This window comes from Pseudomonas sp. PA-5-4B, assembly GCF_021606215.1.
In the GTDB taxonomy this organism is placed as follows: Bacteria; Pseudomonadota; Gammaproteobacteria; order Pseudomonadales; family Pseudomonadaceae; genus Aquipseudomonas; species Aquipseudomonas edaphica.
This window is the reverse complement of sequence record NZ_WKDB01000007.1, coordinates 105,902-122,502: the sequence shown is the minus strand read 5'-3', so window position 1 is coordinate 122,502 and position 16,601 is coordinate 105,902. Positions and strand designations below refer to the sequence as shown.

General features: G+C 59.6%; 17 protein-coding genes. 11 read left to right on the top strand and 6 right to left on the bottom strand.

All coding sequences use genetic code 11. The features are described from left to right. Positions 1-183: 183 nt before the first annotated feature. From GIW28_RS05980 to GIW28_RS05970, 3 genes are all read right to left on the bottom strand, one after another. Positions 184-492 (bottom strand): DUF3077 domain-containing protein, encoded by a 309-nt coding sequence (locus tag GIW28_RS05980; protein WP_236448219.1) that lies wholly within the window; start codon positions 490-492, stop codon positions 184-186. Positions 493-900: 408 nt separating this feature from the next. Further along, the gene (locus GIW28_RS05975) at positions 901-1,476 is read right to left on the bottom strand and encodes a PIN domain-containing protein (RefSeq protein ID WP_099549466.1); all 576 of its coding nucleotides are present in this window, start codon (positions 1,474-1,476) and stop codon (positions 901-903) included. Then, complete coding sequence (locus tag GIW28_RS05970) at positions 1,473-1,943, bottom strand: helix-turn-helix domain-containing protein (protein WP_017135424.1); 471 nt, start codon at positions 1,941-1,943, stop codon at positions 1,473-1,475. Before GIW28_RS05970 ends, GIW28_RS05975 begins: the two co-directional genes overlap by 4 nt. 191 nt (positions 1,944-2,134) lie before the next feature. On the opposite strand from GIW28_RS05970, the gene GIW28_RS05965 reads away from it, so the two are divergent. The 3 genes from GIW28_RS05965 to GIW28_RS05955 are packed head-to-tail and all read left to right on the top strand — an operon-like array spanning position 2,135 to position 4,076. Further along, positions 2,135-3,298, top strand: a complete 1,164-nt coding sequence (locus GIW28_RS05965; protein ID WP_236459115.1) for an S-type pyocin domain-containing protein — start codon at positions 2,135-2,137, stop codon at positions 3,296-3,298. 15 nt (positions 3,299-3,313) lie between these two features. Beyond that, the gene (locus GIW28_RS05960) at positions 3,314-3,601 is read left to right on the top strand and encodes a colicin E3-like toxin immunity protein (protein ID WP_017135422.1); all 288 of its coding nucleotides are present in this window, start codon (positions 3,314-3,316) and stop codon (positions 3,599-3,601) included. Between the two features lie 4 nt (positions 3,602-3,605). Further along, positions 3,606-4,076: a hypothetical protein gene (locus tag GIW28_RS05955; RefSeq protein WP_236445901.1), complete on the top strand. Its 471-nt coding sequence runs from the start codon at positions 3,606-3,608 to the stop codon at positions 4,074-4,076. On the opposite strand, the gene GIW28_RS05950 is transcribed toward GIW28_RS05955, so the two are convergent. Continuing rightward, positions 4,033-5,415, bottom strand: coding sequence for an ATP-binding protein (locus tag GIW28_RS05950; RefSeq protein WP_236445899.1), 1,383 nt, complete (start codon positions 5,413-5,415; stop codon positions 4,033-4,035). The genes GIW28_RS05955 and GIW28_RS05950 overlap by 44 nt on opposite strands. Further along, positions 5,412-6,074, bottom strand: coding sequence for a response regulator (locus tag GIW28_RS05945; RefSeq protein ID WP_017135419.1), 663 nt, complete (start codon positions 6,072-6,074; stop codon positions 5,412-5,414). Before GIW28_RS05945 ends, GIW28_RS05950 begins: the two co-directional genes overlap by 4 nt. Before the next feature lie 218 nt (positions 6,075-6,292). On the opposite strand from GIW28_RS05945, the gene GIW28_RS05940 reads away from it, so the two are divergent. The 3 genes from GIW28_RS05940 (at position 6,293) to GIW28_RS05930 (ending at position 10,266) form a co-directional block, all read left to right on the top strand. Further along, complete coding sequence (locus tag GIW28_RS05940) at positions 6,293-7,561, top strand: sialidase family protein (RefSeq protein ID WP_176992555.1); 1,269 nt, start codon at positions 6,293-6,295, stop codon at positions 7,559-7,561. After that, positions 7,561-8,172: a hypothetical protein gene (locus GIW28_RS05935; RefSeq protein WP_017135417.1), complete on the top strand. Its 612-nt coding sequence runs from the start codon at positions 7,561-7,563 to the stop codon at positions 8,170-8,172. The genes GIW28_RS05940 and GIW28_RS05935 overlap by 1 nt, the downstream gene beginning before the upstream one ends. 72 nt (positions 8,173-8,244) lie before the next feature. After that, positions 8,245-10,266 carry an LTA synthase family protein gene (locus tag GIW28_RS05930; protein ID WP_169988403.1) on the top strand — a complete coding sequence of 674 codons (2,022 nt, stop codon included), beginning with the start codon at positions 8,245-8,247 and terminating at the stop codon, positions 10,264-10,266. On the opposite strand, the gene GIW28_RS05925 is transcribed toward GIW28_RS05930, so the two are convergent. Continuing rightward, complete coding sequence (locus GIW28_RS05925) at positions 10,267-10,641, bottom strand: c-type cytochrome (protein ID WP_017135415.1); 375 nt, start codon at positions 10,639-10,641, stop codon at positions 10,267-10,269. Positions 10,642-10,822: 181 nt separating this feature from the next. Here GIW28_RS05925 and GIW28_RS05920 point away from each other — a divergent pair, with 181 nt between their 5' ends. The 5 genes from GIW28_RS05920 (at position 10,823) to GIW28_RS05900 (ending at position 16,584) form a co-directional block, all read left to right on the top strand. Further along, positions 10,823-11,203, top strand: a complete 381-nt coding sequence (locus tag GIW28_RS05920; RefSeq protein WP_017135414.1) for a response regulator — start codon at positions 10,823-10,825, stop codon at positions 11,201-11,203. A gap of 194 nt (positions 11,204-11,397) precedes the next feature. Then, a complete protein-coding gene (locus GIW28_RS05915) occupies positions 11,398-12,012 on the top strand; it encodes a biliverdin-producing heme oxygenase (RefSeq protein WP_236445897.1) in 615 nt (204 codons plus the stop codon). Beyond that, a complete protein-coding gene (locus GIW28_RS05910) occupies positions 12,009-14,237 on the top strand; it encodes an ATP-binding protein (RefSeq protein ID WP_236445895.1) in 2,229 nt (742 codons plus the stop codon). The genes GIW28_RS05915 and GIW28_RS05910 overlap by 4 nt, the downstream gene beginning before the upstream one ends. 142 nt (positions 14,238-14,379) lie before the next feature. Further along, complete coding sequence (locus GIW28_RS05905; RefSeq protein WP_017135411.1) at positions 14,380-14,577, top strand: hypothetical protein; 198 nt, start codon at positions 14,380-14,382, stop codon at positions 14,575-14,577. 108 nt (positions 14,578-14,685) lie between these two features. After that, on the top strand, positions 14,686-16,584 hold the full coding sequence (locus GIW28_RS05900) for an alkaline phosphatase D family protein (protein WP_236445893.1): 1,899 nt from the start codon (positions 14,686-14,688) through the stop codon (positions 16,582-16,584). The last annotated feature ends 17 nt before the right edge of the window (positions 16,585-16,601 follow it).

The window sequence follows — 16,601 nt, the reverse complement described above, 5'->3', positions numbered from 1 at the left end:
GCGAAGCGGCCCCAGTAAAGGCACTGCAATTTTCCTGAAAGTACTCAGTGTCAGGGTTTGGGGCCGCTTCGCGGCCCAACGCAGGACAAGCCTGCTCGCCACAGGAGAAAGTGGCGGCCTTCAAAAGCTGTGTAGATACCTATGCTGCGATGACGCCAGCCGCCACACCCTCAAACCACCCGCTTACACCGAAACAGCGTCCCCCTCCTCCATCACCCCATTGGGCAACATCCCATTCGCCAAATCATCCACCACCGCCTTCGCCATCTCCCCCAAATAATGCGCCGCCCAGACATAACGGTCCGCGCCTTTGTCCATGGCCGCATCCAATGCGAGCATTTTGGAACAGTGCAGCAACTCGGAAGCATGCTCCAGGGCATCACGAATGGGCACGCCGGCATTGACGCGGAATAGACGGTGCAGGTTGGGCTGTTTGCCGCAGGTGGAGAAGGTGATGATGCCGAGGGTTTTGTTGAGAGGTGGGTTGATCATTGGGCACCTCCGGGCTGGGCGGTGGTGTGGGTTGCAGTACTACGAGGATATGACCTGTCAGAAATACTCATGGATTTAGCTCCTAATGTCGAGAAGCTGCCACATTCGTTATCAGGCGAAAGGGTGGCAGCTGTGCGCAGGCTGATAAACCGGGACAATAGGAACCCGGCAGGCCCGAAGGCCTCCCGCGCACAGCCGCCATAACACGGATGTGCGGACACAAAAAAAGCGCCGGCATGGTGCTGGAGACGCTTGAGCGCCTATTGTTCCACGGGTTATCAGGCCCGGTCACTGAATTTGCAGTGACAGTGCGGAAAGTAACGCAGAAAGCGGCATGGCTAATAGGCGTTATCTGTGGCGAAAAATTTCGGTGGGAGCGTTCGAGCAAATAGGCCCGCTCATTCGAACCTACAACATCACCCCATATGGCCCAAGCACCTTACTCGTCTGCACCAACCCCTGGCGCATCAACATCTCAAGATAACTCCCAGCCTCCATCGGCGGCCGCTTCAACGTCCGCCTTTGCTTCTGCGCCGCCCCCAACACCGCCGCCTGATCCAAATCCCACAGATCCGAAATAAAGTCATCCGGATGCATAGGCTCAATGTCATAGGCAGCCAGGATATGCGCCGGGAAATCTTTCAAATTGAAGGTCACGATAACTTCAGCCTTGCTTCGAATCGCCGCCGCCAGCACATGACGGTCATCAGGATCAGGCAAATCCAAACTCGAACACAGATCCTCGTACCCCGTCACCAATGCATCGGGTATCGCCTTATCCATCAGCGCCGACGTGCAATTGACTTGCTCCGCCGTAAGATCCGGTCGGTTTTTGAGAACGTTGCGCTTCCACTCCTCATGGATCTGGCTCGTCCATCGAGCTCGATACAGTCCCGACAAACCAAGCCACATCAGCAAATCCCGGAGTGCCGCCGGGTAGAGAACACACGCATCGTATACCGCAGTAAACGGCGAACACCTCATCCGTCATACCCCATTCCCAACGCCTGAGCTTGTTGCGCCAGCGCTTCCATTGCCTCTTGGCTTTCTTCATCACGGCGCTGCTTGAACGCCATCAGATCCGAAAACCGGATTCGCCGATGACGGCCCGTTTTTGTAAAAGGAATGGCGCCCTCCTCCAGCATCTTGACCAGGTGCGGGCGCGAAACGTTGAGCAGGTCGGCGGCCTCCTGAGAGGTCAATTCGGCATGCACCGGCACGACCTTGACGGCGTTACCGATAGCCAATTCGCCCAGGATGTCGACCAACAGGCGCAGGGCTGAGGTCGGGAGTACAAGTGTGTGGGGTTTGTCTTCTTTGTCGAAGATGTCGATGCGCTGGGTTTCAAATTTGGTCGAAAGCAAAGATGCCAGTTCTCGCTGGCCTTGCACGGCGGCTTCGACTTCCTTTTCCAGCGGCAGGATCGTTTTGGGGAGTTGATTGGTGATCATGATGCAGCTCCGGTGTTACGCAATTCGGTTGAATCAAAGCTAAACGAAACAAACGAAAATCGCAATAATCGAAACAGTCCTGGCTAACCAAACGCTAGTCTCCTTTTCCCACACCAACCATCGAACGAAGCCGACATAAGCCTCCGCTCCCACCTCATAGGCTCACTCCCACACAAGGAAGTGAGCCAGTCATGTCAGAACGCTCGTACCCCATTACCGAAGAAGAACAACTCAAACGGCGGATCCTGACGCCGCAGCCGAAGCGCGCGCCTTATTCACCGCCGATTGATTTATTTGAGCCGCCTCCCACCCCAGCGCCAACACCCGCCAAACCGCCAGGCTGCGTCTTCACAAAACCCTGCCAACTGCCCAACGGCATCATTCGCTACAACGACCCCACCGGTTACGTACCGCTGGAGTTGATCAAGGACTACGGCCATTTCAGCCTGTTGGGTGGCCACGAGGTAGACAGCCGTGGCGCGGTTGCCTTGCGCAAGATCAGCGGCAGTGCCCTGCCTGTCGGCTTGGGGCAATTGGCGTTGCGATCGGCGGCAGTGGAGTCGGCAGCGACTGCTGTTGGCACTGTCGCCGGTGGGCTGTTGAGTGGGTTGGTCGCGTTGTTATGGCCATCTGAGTTGGGCGATAGCGCGCTCTACAGCGAGGAGCAATTACGCTCGCTGCAACGGGCACGGTCGCAGATGCGTTTGCATGTCGAGCAGCGTGAGGACGGCACACTCAAGGGATATGGGTTTTACACGGGCAACAACCCCGATTGGCAGATGATCGATGTGGTGCAGTTCCAAAGCCCTGGCGATCAGTTTGTGGCGGATTTGGGTGAGGGCGTGGAGCTGATCTGGACGCCTGCGGTTGATCCGCGCGACACGCTGGGGATTCCCGCCTTGGAGGCTGCGCCGCAAGCGCCGGTGATCTGGATTTATCCGCCGACGGAGAAGGCGGCGCAGATTCTGGTGAACCCGATTTACCCACCGCAGTATCGGGATTTTATTCTGGTGTTCCCGGTGGAGTCGGGGGTTCGGCCGCTCTATGTGGTGGTTAATGAGCCACGCAAAGGCTTGAGAAATCCGGACCATGATTACTTTCCAGCACCAAAAACCGAAGATATAGCTGGCTTCCCAGGGCTGATCCCCCAAAGGCCGGTGACACCAAGACTAGGCGGGGCTGGCTTACGTGAGCGGTGGATCGATGCAAAAAGGAAGAAGTTACTTGAATGGGACTCCAAGAAAGGTGAACTGGAAGTCTATCGAAAGAGTGATTTGGAACACCTCGGCGCATTTGATCCTTATACCGCTGAACGTCGCGGACCGGCAGACCCAAAACGTCGAATCTACAGATAAGGAGGCGTGCGAAAAATGGTTATGAAAATCAGATTGCGCTGGTACGAAAAACACAGCGATGACTTGAAAGCGGACGAGTACTCAGCGGATATCGTCGACGCAGACCGTTCTTTTGAAGCATTAGGTTTGAGCGAGGAAAGTGCAATATATGCAGACGTTTACAACGTTCTCCCTAGCTGGATAACAATTCTCCAACCCCTCTTCCAGCATGTGATAGAGCCCAACCGATTCGACTATCAAATTTCATTCCAATACCAAGGCGCTTGGCCGCCACCTCCAAAGCATCCCCAGAAGGAATTCTGAAGCAATGAAAAAGCCCCACCTCTACCGCTCAGTCAACACCCGGACCCACGGTGTGCACCACGGTAGCTGTTTCGCTTATCGCAATGAACGGCATACCAAAAGGGTAAAGCACTCACTGTCCACACGCGCTTCAATGCATAGCCATCAACGACACGGTTTTGACTACACGCCACTATTCCGATTTCTCCTGTCCAAAGTCGGTCAGCCATGGGACAAAGTGTTCAGCCAAGCCAACGCCCGCCTGGATCGCCCGGAGCCCGTATTCTGGATGGTTGCGCTGCATGAAAATGACAAAGACGAATACGTGCGAATAGGTGAGTCCAGCTATTACAGCGGCTTGTGGGTCGACGAGGCAGGCCTGCTGCAAAAGGTTAACCCCAAATTGACGCCCGAACAGATGAAGCCCAATTGTGACTGCTGCACCCACACGTTCAACGGTGTGGTATTTCCGCAGGTGCTTCCACGCAAGCCGTGAAGCTCAGTTGCGCGCACAAGCCGCCCTGCTCCAAATTTCGCAGGCTCAACGTACTGCCAATCTTCCCCACAATCATCTCCACAATCGCCAACCCCAACCCGGCGCCATTGGCGTTATCCCGGCTGTAAAACCGCTCAAACAAGCGCCCCACCTGCGCCTCATCAATCCCCGGCCCTTGGTCCTCCACGCGCAAACCATTAACGCCGATCACCACCCGTACCTCGCCACCCACCGGCGAAAAGTTAAGCGCATTGGTCACCAAGTTTTGCAGCGCAATCGCCAAGGCCACCGGCTCGGTTTGCACCCAACATTCTTCATCGCCTTCCAGCACCAGTTCCACGCCTTTCTCCATGGCCAGGGGCGTCAGCTCGGCGAGTTCTTCACGCACCAGTTCCGTCAGTTGCACGGGCTTGCGCACGGGGTTGCTCAGTTGTGGCTCGATGCGGGCCATGGTCAGCAGTTGGCTGCCAATGCGTGTTGCGCGGTCGACGCCGTTTACCAGAAAGTCCAGGGCTTCGCGCCGTTGTTCTTCGGTGGCAGCGCTTTGGGCGTTTTGCGCGTGGATGCGCAGGATCGCCAACGGTGTGCGCAACTCGTGGGCGGCGTCGGCGATGAAGCGGCGTTCGCGTTCCAGCAGGTCGTCCATCTGCACCAGCAGCCGGTTGAGTGCGGTTTGCATCGGCTCCAGCTCGCTCGGCAGAGGGTTCACGTGCAGCGGTTGCAAGGCGTTGGTGTTACGCCCGCGCAGCTTGCGGGCCATGGTGCGCAAGGGCGTCAGCCCCCAGCCAATGGCCAACCAGATCAGTACGGTCAGCAGCGGCACGCCTATCACGGTAGGCCAGAGGGTGTGGCGCACGATACGCTCGATCACACTCTGGCGAACGTCGTCACGCTCGCCCACCCAAATCAGTAGGCCTTGTTGCGGGTCGGCGAGGAGGAAGGCGCACCAGTCGTTGCCGCTGTCCATCAGGTCATGGGCGCCGAGCGTAGTGGGCGGTGCAGTGAGGACAGGGGCTTCGGCAGAACGCATGAGCAGTTGCCCGTCGCTGCGCCAGACCTGGAAGGTCAGCCGGGTCTCATAAGGATGGGCCACGCCCTCCTCGCCCACGCGGCTCATGGCCTGGTCGAACGCCTCGTACAAGCGGCCCCAGTCTGCGTCGCCAGGTTCGCGCTGGCGCAGTACGCCTTGCAGCAGGCGGGCACTTTGGGCAAGTTGGGCGTCGTAGACTTCTTCGATTTCGTGGTGGCTGTCGCGCAGCACCAGCCAGCTGATCAGGGCGTCGCCGAGCAGGATCAGGACCAGCACCGGAATAATGATGCGTGCGCGTACCGAACTCATGGTTTGAGCGCCAGCACATAGCCCACGCCGCGCACAGTGCGGATCAGCTCTGTGGATAACTTCTTGCGCAGGTTATGGATCAACACCTCCAACGTATTGCTTTCCACCCGGTCCTGCCAGCCATACAGGGCGCGAGACAGCCGCTCGCGGGTCACAACTTTACCGGGGCGCACCATCAGTTGGTGCAGCAGTTGGTATTCCATCGGGGTGACGATGATCTCATCGCCCTGGTAGCGCACTTGCTGGGTGGCCGGGTCGAGGCTGACGCCGGCGTGTTCGAGCATGGGTTGGGCGCGGCCCTGGCTGCGGCGCAACAGCGCGCGCACGCGGGCTTTGAGTTCCTCGACATCGAAGGGTTTGATCAGGTAGTCGTCGGCGCCGGCATCCAGGCCGGCGATGCGTTCGGCGGTGCCATCGCGGGCGGTGAGGATCAGCACCGGCAGGTCATGCTGCCCGGCGCGCAGTTGCTGCAACAGGTCGAGACCATCGAGGCGCGGCAGGCCGAGGTCGAGCAGCAGCAGATCAAAACTTTCGGTGCGCAGGGCGTGCAAGGCGCTGAGGCCGTCTTGCAGCCAATCCAGGGTGTAGCCTTCGGCGCCCAATGCCACGCGAATGCCTTGGCCGAGGGCGCGATCATCTTCGACGAGGAGTAGGCGCATAGCGAAATCTCTGTAGGAAACGGCGAAATCATGCCGGTTCTACGCAGGGCTATTCGGGCAAAGATGTTACGGCTCGTTGCCAACTAAGGTTGCGCTAAGGTTGGTTTTGCACTGTGCCGGCAGGTACGGGACCACCTGTCGTTATGCACGCTCACCGGCCGCAGGAAGCGCCTGCCGGGTGAACGTGCACCGTCATCCTTTCTTCTCACAGGTTCCCTATGCGCTGTGCCCTACTGATCTTCAGCCTGCTAGGCGTCTTTATCGCCGCCTGGCTGAGCCATCCGCCCCACGTGCTGGCACCGTTTGCCCAGGCGAACCCGAGCCCGGCGAAGGTGGCGGCAGCCCCGCAATACAACAGCCGTTTTGTGTCCTCACAGCTCACCGACTTTGTGCACTCCTCCTCCGTGACCGCCCTGCCCGGCGGCGACTTGATGGCTGTGTGGTTTGCCGGCTCCCGCGAAGGCGCCGCCGATGTGCAGGTGCGCACGGCGCGGTTTGATGCACGCAGTGGCGAATGGGGCGGCGAGCAGGTGTTGGCCACGCGGGAAAGCACACGCGACGGCACCCAGCGTTACATTCGCAAGCTGGGCAACCCAGTGATTGCCCTGGGGCCGGATAAACGCCTGTGGATGTTTTACGTGTCAGTGTCAGTCGGCGGCTGGGCCACCAGTGCGATCAACGTGATGGTCTCCGATGACCTCGGCGCGAACTGGTCGGCGCCTCGGCAATTGGTGACGTCGCCGTTTTTTAATATCAGCACCTTGGTGCGCGCCGCACCGGTGTTCCATGCCGATGGCTCCATCGGGTTGCCGGTGTATCACGAGTTCATGGGCAAGTTTGCCGAGTACCTGTACTTGAGTGCCGACGGCGCGGTGATCGACAAATTCCGCATCAGCCGCGGCAAACATTCGCTGCAGCCGACCATCGTGGCGCAGGACGGCCAGCGAGCCGTGGCGATGCTGCGCTACGCCGGTGAAACCCATCACCGCGTGCTCGCCAGCCGCACCGAGGATGCCGGGCAAACCTGGAGCGAGCCGTTCCCGCTGGCGCCGGCCAACCCCAATTCATCGCTGGCGGCTGTGGGTACTGAAGACGACGGTCTACTCGTCGCCCTTAACGACCTGCAAGACGGCCGCTTCAAGCTCAGCCTCTACGGCACCGACGCGCAGATGACGCAATGGCGCACGGTAGTGCAATTGGACCAGTCGCCGGACCCGCTCGGTCAACCGTTCTCCCCCCAGGCTTATAAAGAAATCATCGGCGAAGGCTTCCGTACCTCCAGCGGTGCCAAGCGTCTGCCGTTGGAGCAGCGCTTTCTGAGCAACCTGGATTACCGCGTGTGCAAACCCCGTGGCTGTGATTTCGAATACGAATACCCGTACTTCAGTCGCAGCCCGGACGGCATGTACCACTTGGTGTACTCGTGGAATAACACCTTTATCAAACATGTCAGCTTCAACGAAGCCTGGCTGGCGGAGCGCTTGTGATGATGGCGTTGTGGCAAGCCCATTTGAGTTTTGTATTGCTGGGGTTTGTGCTGCTCAGCACGTTCCGATTTACCGCGCCGTGGCGGCCATGGTTGTTGCCGGTGTTGGTGGCGTTGAGCTTTATCCCGGTGAATGAGCTGCCGTTGGCGGCGTATGTGCGCAGCTTTACCGATGACCTGGCGATCAGCACCTTGGTGTTGTTGGCGTGGGTGGCGGTGTGCCGGTTGGGGCTGGTGCAGCCGCTTGGCCGGCCACATCAGGTGCAACTGCTGGTTCTGTTTGGCGGGCTGTGCCTGCTGTTGTACCCGGCGGCGATGGGGCTGACGTATTTCGACCCGTACCGCTGGGGGTTTAACCCTCGGCCGATGATTGTATTGGTAGGTGCGCTGGCACTGTTGATGTTGGCGCTGCGCAACAGGTTGGCCGTGTGGATGCTGGCGGTGGGCACGTTGGCATTTGCGCTGCGGCTCAAGGCATCGGAGAACTATTGGGATTACCTGGTCGACCCGCTGTTGATGGGCTACTGCCTGGTAGCTGGATTAATGCAACTCAAACTGTGGGAGCTGGCTTGCCTGCGAATGCGCCGCCTCAGGCAGCACATCGGGCACTGACACACCGCTATCGCAGGCAAGCCAGCTCCCACATTTGGCCTGCGTCGTTTTTTGAAATTGGGAAGGTTGATGATGACTGCGTTGCAATCACGCCGCCTGCGCTACGGCGTGGGCGCGATCGGGTTGGTGTTTGTGCTGCTGGCGGCGTTGCGGCTGGTGTTTTTAATCAGCTTTTCCGGCCTGGATTTAAATACCGAGGGCTTGCTGGAAACCCTCGGCATCGGTCTGCGTTTCGACCTGCGCCTGGCGGTGTTGCTCCTGCTACCCGTGGCCGTGCTCGCCTGGCTACCGCGCTGGAACCTTATCACCCTGCCCGCCCTGCGCTGGCTGGCACGCGGCTATCTGGTGATTGCACTGGCGGTGGTGGGTCTCATCTACATCATCGACTTCGGCCACTACGCCTACCTCGGTGTGCGCATCAACGCGACGGTGCTGCGCTATCTGCAAGACGCGCAGATTTCTCAACAGATGGTGTGGGAAACCTACCCGGTGCTGTGGATAACTGCCTGTTGGTTGGCGGCGGTGGTTGTGTGGGTGTGGGCACTGGTGTGCCTGGAGCGATTGACTCTGGATCGCGCCCCCAAAAGCATCGGCACACCCACAGCGGCTTTAGTGTCCGTGATTGGCGTGATCGCCGTGCTGCTGGCCTTGCTCGGCCGCGTGGCTAATCTCAACCTGGAAAACCCGGTGCCGTTGCGCTGGAGCGATGCGTTCTTCTCCGGCAACAGCCAGGTCGCCGCCGTGGGCCTGAACCCGGTGCTGTTTTTGTACGACACGCTCAAGGTTGGCCAGTCGCAATTCGATGAAACCCAGGTGCGCACGCATTACCCACAAGTGGCCGAGTACTTGGGCGTTGACCAGCCTGACGCGCAACAGCTGAACTTCATCCGCGAACAAGGCGTGCAGCCCTACAAGCTGGCAGGCCAGCGCCCGCCCAACGTGGTCTTCGTCATGCTCGAATCCCTGGGCACCAGTGCGGTCGGCGCCTATGGCAACCCGCTGAACCCCACGCCAAACCTGGACAAGCTGGCGACGCAAAGCTGGTTCTTCAAACACTTCTATGTGCCCGTCACCGGTACCGCCAAAACCGTGTGGGCGAGCATCACCGGCGTGCCCGACGTGACCCGCCAGGAGACCGCCACGCGCAACCCGCTGATCACGCGGCAACACACGTTGATCAACGCCTTCGAGGGTTACCAGAAGTTCTACATGATCGGCGGCAACGCTGGCTGGGCGAATATCAACGCGCTGATCCGCCAGAGCATCGACGGCGTGCAGCTGTTTGACGAAAGCCACTGGCGTTCGCCCCGCGTGGACGTGTGGGGCATCTCTGACCTGGACCTGTTCAAGGAAGGCGACCAACTGCTGCGCGCCGTGCCCAACGGCCAGCCGTTCTTTGCCTACCTGCAAACTTCCGGCAACCATCGGCCGTTCACCATTCCCAAGCAAAATGATGGTTTCCAACTCAACAACGTAACTCTGGAACAAGTCCAGGCTGCCGGTTCGCGCAGTGTCGAGCAATACAACGCAGTGCGCCTGCTGGATTACAACATCGGCCGCCTGATGGACATCGCCAAGGCCGGTGGCTGGTACGACAACAGCATTTTTGTGTTCTTCGGCGACCACAACACACGCATCAGCCAGATCCCGCACATGGCGCCAGCTTTTGAGCAACTGGGCCTGGAAAGCAACAACGTGCCACTGCTGATCCACGCGCCGGGGCTTGAGCCACGCGTTATTGACGAGGCCGTGGGGTTGGCGGACTTACTGCCAACCGTGGCCGGCATGGCGGGCGTGCCGTTTCGCAACGGCGCGATGGGCCGCGATATCCAGCAGCCGGCGCCGGAAGGCGAACGTGTGGTGCCACTGGTGCTGCACGAAGGCACCTTCCCGATTATCGGCGGTGTAACCCAGCACTTCCTGTTGCAGATGCAGCACGACGGCGGCTCACCAACCCTGCACGACCTGGCTTCGCAAACACCGCGCGAAGATGTAGCCGAGCAGCATCCCGAAGAGTTTCAGCGCCTGCAGGGGCTGACCCGTGGGCTGCATGAAAGTGCGCGGTTGATGCTGTTCAGGAACGTACGCGAATGATTACTTGGGTTGGAAGGTTTCCAGGTAGGCCAAGATGTTTTCGATTTTTTCCGGGTCGCTGATACCCCAGAAGATCATGCGCGTACCGCTCACCACCTTCTTCGGCGCTTCGATATAGGCCGCGAGTTTGTCGCGGGTCCAGACCACGCCGGAGTTTTTCATTGCGTCGGAGTACTGATAGTCCGTGGTGGTGCCGGCAGGTCGACCGATGATGCCGTTAAGCTCAGGCCCGAAGCCACCGCGTGCGCCTTCACCGATGCTGTGGCAGCCGCCGCAGGTTTTACTGAACAGTTTGCCGCCCGCCTCGGCATCGCCGGCCGCCAAGGCCGGGGCGGTGTTGAGGATCAGGGCGAGGGTCAGTAAGGTGTACTTCATGCAAGTCTCCACAGCAGGCAACGGTGCGCCAATTATGCCTGTATCCACCTTGCCGTGCCGCTGCGGACAACCCCACGCGACCGCTCTAAAACGACCACCCATCGTTTAAAAAACATCCAATCGAACCTATTCAGCCAGCGCCTACTCCACCCTACTGAACCCTGATGGTGGAGTAAGGATCATGGCTCAGCCATCGATTTTGGTATTGGAAGACGACGAAATCATTCGTGCGTTAATGGTGGATGTATTGGAGGACTTCGGGGCTCATGTGACGTCGTTTCCTTCGGCGGATGAAGGCATGATTTACCTGGAACGCGGCGATGATCCGGTAGACCTGATCGTCAGCGATATCCAGATGCCGGGGTTACTCAATGGCTATGACTTGAGCAAAGTGGTCGCGCATCGCTGGCCGTCGGTGCCGGTGGTGCTGACCTCGGGCAATACCAAGCTGGCGGCGCAACTCGGCGGCTCTGTACGTTTTTTACCCAAGCCCTGGAGTGCAGAGCACTTGGTTGAGTGCGTGCAAACCGCACTGACCCAGCAAGGCGCCTCCATGCACTAATAGCGTCGCGACATCACTTAAACCGAACTTGCTGCAGTGCCCTGTGGTCATTTATTACGCAAGGAGCGACTTTTCTGATCCGCCGGTCAGGCTTTTCGCCTTGTGCGTACAGTTGACGGCAATGACTTGTGTAGAATCGTCGCCCATTTCACGCGTCATTCATGGCCTTAAGGCCCACAGTTCGAGCTTATTGAATGCATTCACAGGCCCATGACATTAGTGTGCCCTCATTGCTGGAAGCGTTGCGCACAGGCACGGGTTTGCTGCATGTGGCGTTGGAAAAGCGCTTGCCGTTTTTCTCCGATCAGTTGGATGCTGGCGGGTATCGGCGCTTGCTCCAGGCGTACTACGGGTTTTATGGGCCGATGGAAGCAGCGCTGTACGCCAGTGGCTTGATCCCCGACGGGTATGACGCTGTACTGCGTGTGAAAACCCCCACACTGCTGGGCGACTTACGCGCCCTTGGCTTGAATGATTACGCCATCAACGCCTTGCCCCGCTGCACCGAACACCCGACCTTCGACACCCCCGCGGCCTGCCTCGGTGCCCTGTATGTACTGGAAGGCGCCACCCTGGGCGGCCAAGTGCTGCGCCGGGAAATGGCCCGGCGCCTGGACATACACGCCGATAACGGCGGAGCGTTCCTTGATGTATACGGCGCCGAAACCGGTCGACGCTGGAAAGACTTTCTCGATTACCTGGGCCGCCTGCCGCTGGATGCTGACGCAAAACAGCGCGCGGTCGATGCGGCCCGCTCCACATTCAGTGGCTTCGAGCATTGGCTCGCCCGCCAGGAGGTACTGCTATGAAACCCGACGATTTTGAAGAGCTGCTTGCCAACTGTGCCGACGAACCGATTCGCTTCCCGGGCGCGATCCAGCCCCACGGTGTGCTGTTGACGTTGTCGGAGCCTGAGCTGCGCATCACTCAGGTCAGCGCCAACGTGGCCAGCCTGTTCGGCCACGCACCCGAAGCGCTGTTGGGCCAACCGCTGCACCAGTTAATTGGCGTTGAACCTGCCCAAGCCGTGCAATCGATCGCCGAAAACAACGCGTTTCTCGACGCGCCGGCGCTGCATGTCACGCTCAATGGTGCGCCATTTGAAGGCTTGCTGCATCGCCATCAAAACGTGCTGGTGCTGGAATTTGAGCCGCGCCTTGAAGATTTCAAACCTCGCGCCCTGAATGGTCGCACCAGTGACCTGGGCAAGATGCTGCAACGCTTGCAGTCGGCGAAAACCCTGCAAGCGCTGTACGAGATCAGCGTGACTGAAATCCAGGCCATGACCGGTTACGACCGGGTGCTGATCTATCGCTTCGAAGAAGAAGGCCACGGCCAGGTAATTGCCGAAGCGTCGGCGCCGTCCATGGAGCTGTTCAACGGGCTGTTCTTCCCCGCGTCCGACATTCCCGAGCAGGCCCGCGAGCTGTACCGCACCAACTGGCTGCGCATCATCCCGAATGCTGCCTACGAGCCGGTGCCGCTGCTGCCCAAGCTGCGTCCGGGCACTGACCAGCCGCTGGACTTGAGCTTTGCCACCTTGCGCAGCGTGTCGCCGATTCACTGCCAATACATGCAGAACATGGGCGTGCTGTCGTCCATGAGCATCTCGTTGATGGCCGGCGACAAGCTATGGGGCTTGATCAGTTGCGGCAACCGCGAGCCCTTGCTGGTGCCCAACGACCTGCGTGTTGCTTGCCAGACCATCGGCCAGGTGCTGTCGCTGCAGATCAGCGCCATGGAAGCCCTGGACTTGAGCCGCCAGCGCGAAGAAAAAGTCGAAGCCCTGGCATTGCTGGACCGCGCGATGAAAGCCTCGGAGCAAAACGTCTTCGATGGCCTGGCCCAGCAGCCGCAGGTGCTGATGGACCTGACCCTGTCGGGCGGCGTGGCGATCATCGAAGACAAACAACTGCACCGTTACGGCAATTGCCCCGAGCCTGCGCAGATCCGTGCGCTGCACAAATGGCTGCAAGAAAGCGACGAGCCGGTGTTTTCCAGTCACAACCTGGCCTCGGTATACCCGCCTGCCGCCGAGTTCCAGCAAGTGGCCAGTGGCGTTCTGGCCATGAGCCTGCCCAAGCCTGTGGATAACGGCGTGATGTGGTTTCGCCCGGACGTCAAAGAGAACATCAACTGGAGCGGTGACCCGAACAAGCCGCTGAACCTGGAAACCTCCGACGCCGGTTTGCGCCTGCGCCCACGCACCTCGTTTGAAATCTGGAAAGTCGAGATGGCCGGTATCTCCACCAAGTGGAGCCACGGCGACCGGTTTGCCGCCAACGACCTGCGCCGTTCCGCCCTGGAAAATGACCTGGCCCGCCAAGTGTTGCGCGAGCAGCAAGCCGTGCGCGCCCGTGATGAACTGGTGGCGGTGGTGTCCCACGACCTGCGCAACCCGATGACGGTCATCTCGATGCTCTGCGGCATGATGCAGAAAGCCTTCAGCTCCGACGGCCCACATACCTCACGGCGAATTTCCTCGGCCATCGACACCATGCAACAGGCCGCCGGGCGTATGAATGTGCTGCTGGAAGACCTGCTCGACACCTCGAAAATCGAGGCCGGGCGTTATGTGGTCAAGCCGGTGTCGTTGGACGTCAGCCAGATGTTCGAAGAGGCCTATTCGCTGCTCGCACCGTTGGCGATGGAGAAAGGCATCGACTTGTCGTTCAACGCCGAGCCCGGCCTGCTGATCCATGCCGACCCGGAGCGCCTGTTCCAGGTGCTGTCGAACCTGATCGGCAATGCCATCAAGTTCACCCCGCGCCAGGGCAATATCGGCATCAGCGCCATGAGCAATGGTGAAGATATCGTGTTTTCGGTGCGCGACTCCGGCGAAGGCATTGCGCCTGAGCAGTTGCCCCATGTGTTTGATCGCTACTGGACCCAGACCGAAAACAACCCCACCGGCAGCGGCTTGGGGCTGTATATCACCCAAGGTATCGTGCAGGCCCACGGCGGGCGGATTGAGGCTGAGAGTGAGTTGGGGCGTGGCAGTGAGTTCAGGTTTACGGTACCCAAGTCTGTCTGAAACGCATTCAGTCCTACGGATATTAAACATGCAGAAACCCATGGCCGGGAACGTTAACCCGGCCAGCGCCACTGAGTGGGTGCGCAGTCAAAGGGAGTATTGATGCGAGAACATCCCTCCAATTGAGCAAGAGGTTTTTCCCATGAGTATCGTCCACATGCTGCCCGGCTTTCAGTTCAACATAGCTTTCCAACTGGCCAACCAAATGGCTGAAATCGCCACCCGGTCCGCTGAAAAGCCCTCACGTCCTGACAGTAACCCCATGATGCAAAACGCACCGCCCAAGCCCAAGCCTTATCGAACGTCCCTGGAATCCCTGGGACAAGGCCATCTGCTCTAACACAACAAGGGTAATCGGCTGCAAGGTATCTGCGGCACGCCTTTAACAAAACGCTGACATCCTCTGCGTTACCCTTTTAAGTCCTACCTTGTATGAGCTGCTTGCTTCATGCCGCCATCCGACACACTGCCCGCCGTCATTGCCGGCCCACTGCTCAGGCGCCTGGAACCCCAGCGTCTGGTGATCTGGCTGGTGGGCAGCCGTGTCCTGCCATTGTGCTTAAAGCTGCAAGTGCCTCAAGGCCAAACGCTGACGATCGATCTGGACACCCAGCAGTGCCAAGTCGTGCCCGTTGGGCGCCACGCCTTTATCCACCTGATCGACGTTTCCCTGAGCGAAGCCCTGCCGCTGGACGTGAGCATCGACTACGACCTGCTGGTCGACGGCTGTGGCATTGCGCAATGGGCGCCGCACCTGCTGTATGCCGATGCTCCATCGGCGAATTTCTTAGTGCATAGCCGCATCCACCAGTTGGTGCATGGTTCCTGCCGCAAACCCCATCACCACGCCGATGACGGTTTGCTGTGCGTCGACCGCCTGCTGGCTGACGCGCGCACACCGGCCGAGCGCCCGGCGCTGCTGATGATGAGCGGTGACCAGGTCTACGCCGATGATGTGGCCGGCCCCATGCTGCGCGCGATTCATGCGCTTATCGCACGCCTGGCGTTGTTCGACGAATACCTGGAAGGCGCCGTGGTGGATGACAGCGCCAGCCTCTACGGGCATCGCGCCAGCTATTACCACCGCGCGGATCTGCTGCCCGCACTGGACAGCAACGAGACCCTGCGCGAACGGTTTTTCGGCGGTGTGAAAAAACCGATCTTTACCAGCAGCACCGCCGACAACCACCTGGTGACCTTTGCCGAAGTACTGGCGATGTACCTGTTGGTGTGGTCGCCCACGCCCTGGACGTTGATCACGCCACAGCCGCCATCATTAAGCACGCCGGAACACCTGCGCTACGACCACGAACAAGTCCAGGTCGATCGGTTCCGTGACGGCCTGCCCGGCGTTGCGCGGGTCTTCGCGCACCTGTCGACGCTGATGATTTTTGACGATCACGACATCACCGACGACTGGAACCTCAGCGCGCAATGGGAGGCCACCGCCTACGGCCATCCATTCTCCAAGCGCATCATCGGCAATGCCCTGCTCGCTTATATGCTGTGCCAGGGCTGGGGCAACCAGCCGGATGTGTTTGGCAAACTGTTGGAACACACCCAGGCGCTGACCGCCAACGTTCAAGACAACCACTTGCACGCCAGTGCCCACGATGAATTAGTGCAAACCCTGCTGAAATTCCAGCACTGGCATTACGTGCTGCCCACCACGCCCGCACTGGTGGTGCTCGACACTCGCACCCGGCGCTGGCGCAGTGAGTTTGCGCTCAAGCAACCTTCCGGCCTGCTGGACTGGGAAGCGTTGAGCGAACTGCAGCAGGCTCTGCTGGACCACCCGTCGGCCATCATCGTGTCGCCCGCGCCGATCTTCGGCGTCAAGCTGATCGAGACGGTGCAGAAGGTCTTCAGCTGGTGTGGCTACCCACTGCTGGTAGACGCGGAAAACTGGATGGCCCATCGCGGCGCCGCCCAGGTGATCCTGAATATCTTTCGCCACTCGCGCACGCCAGGTAACTACGTGATCCTGTCGGGCGATGTGCACTACTCGTTCGTCTATGAAGTGCTGATCCGCCACCGCAGCGCCGGCCCAAAAATCTGGCAGATCACCAGCAGCGGCATCAAGAACCAGTTCCCGGCGCGTTTGCTGGAATGGTTCGACCGCCTCAACCGCTGGCTCTACTCACCGCGCTCGCCCCTCAACGGTTTCACGCGCCGGCGCACCATGCAGGTAGTGCCGCATATCCCGGAACACGCCGAGGCGGGTGAACGGCTGTGGAATTCGGCGGGCATCGGCCAAGTGTTTTTCAATGCGCAGGGCCAGCCGGAGGGGATTTACCAGCACAACGCGGATGGCAAGCCGCGAACGCGCATGGTGGCGCCGAAGTGAGTTTTCTTACGCCTGGC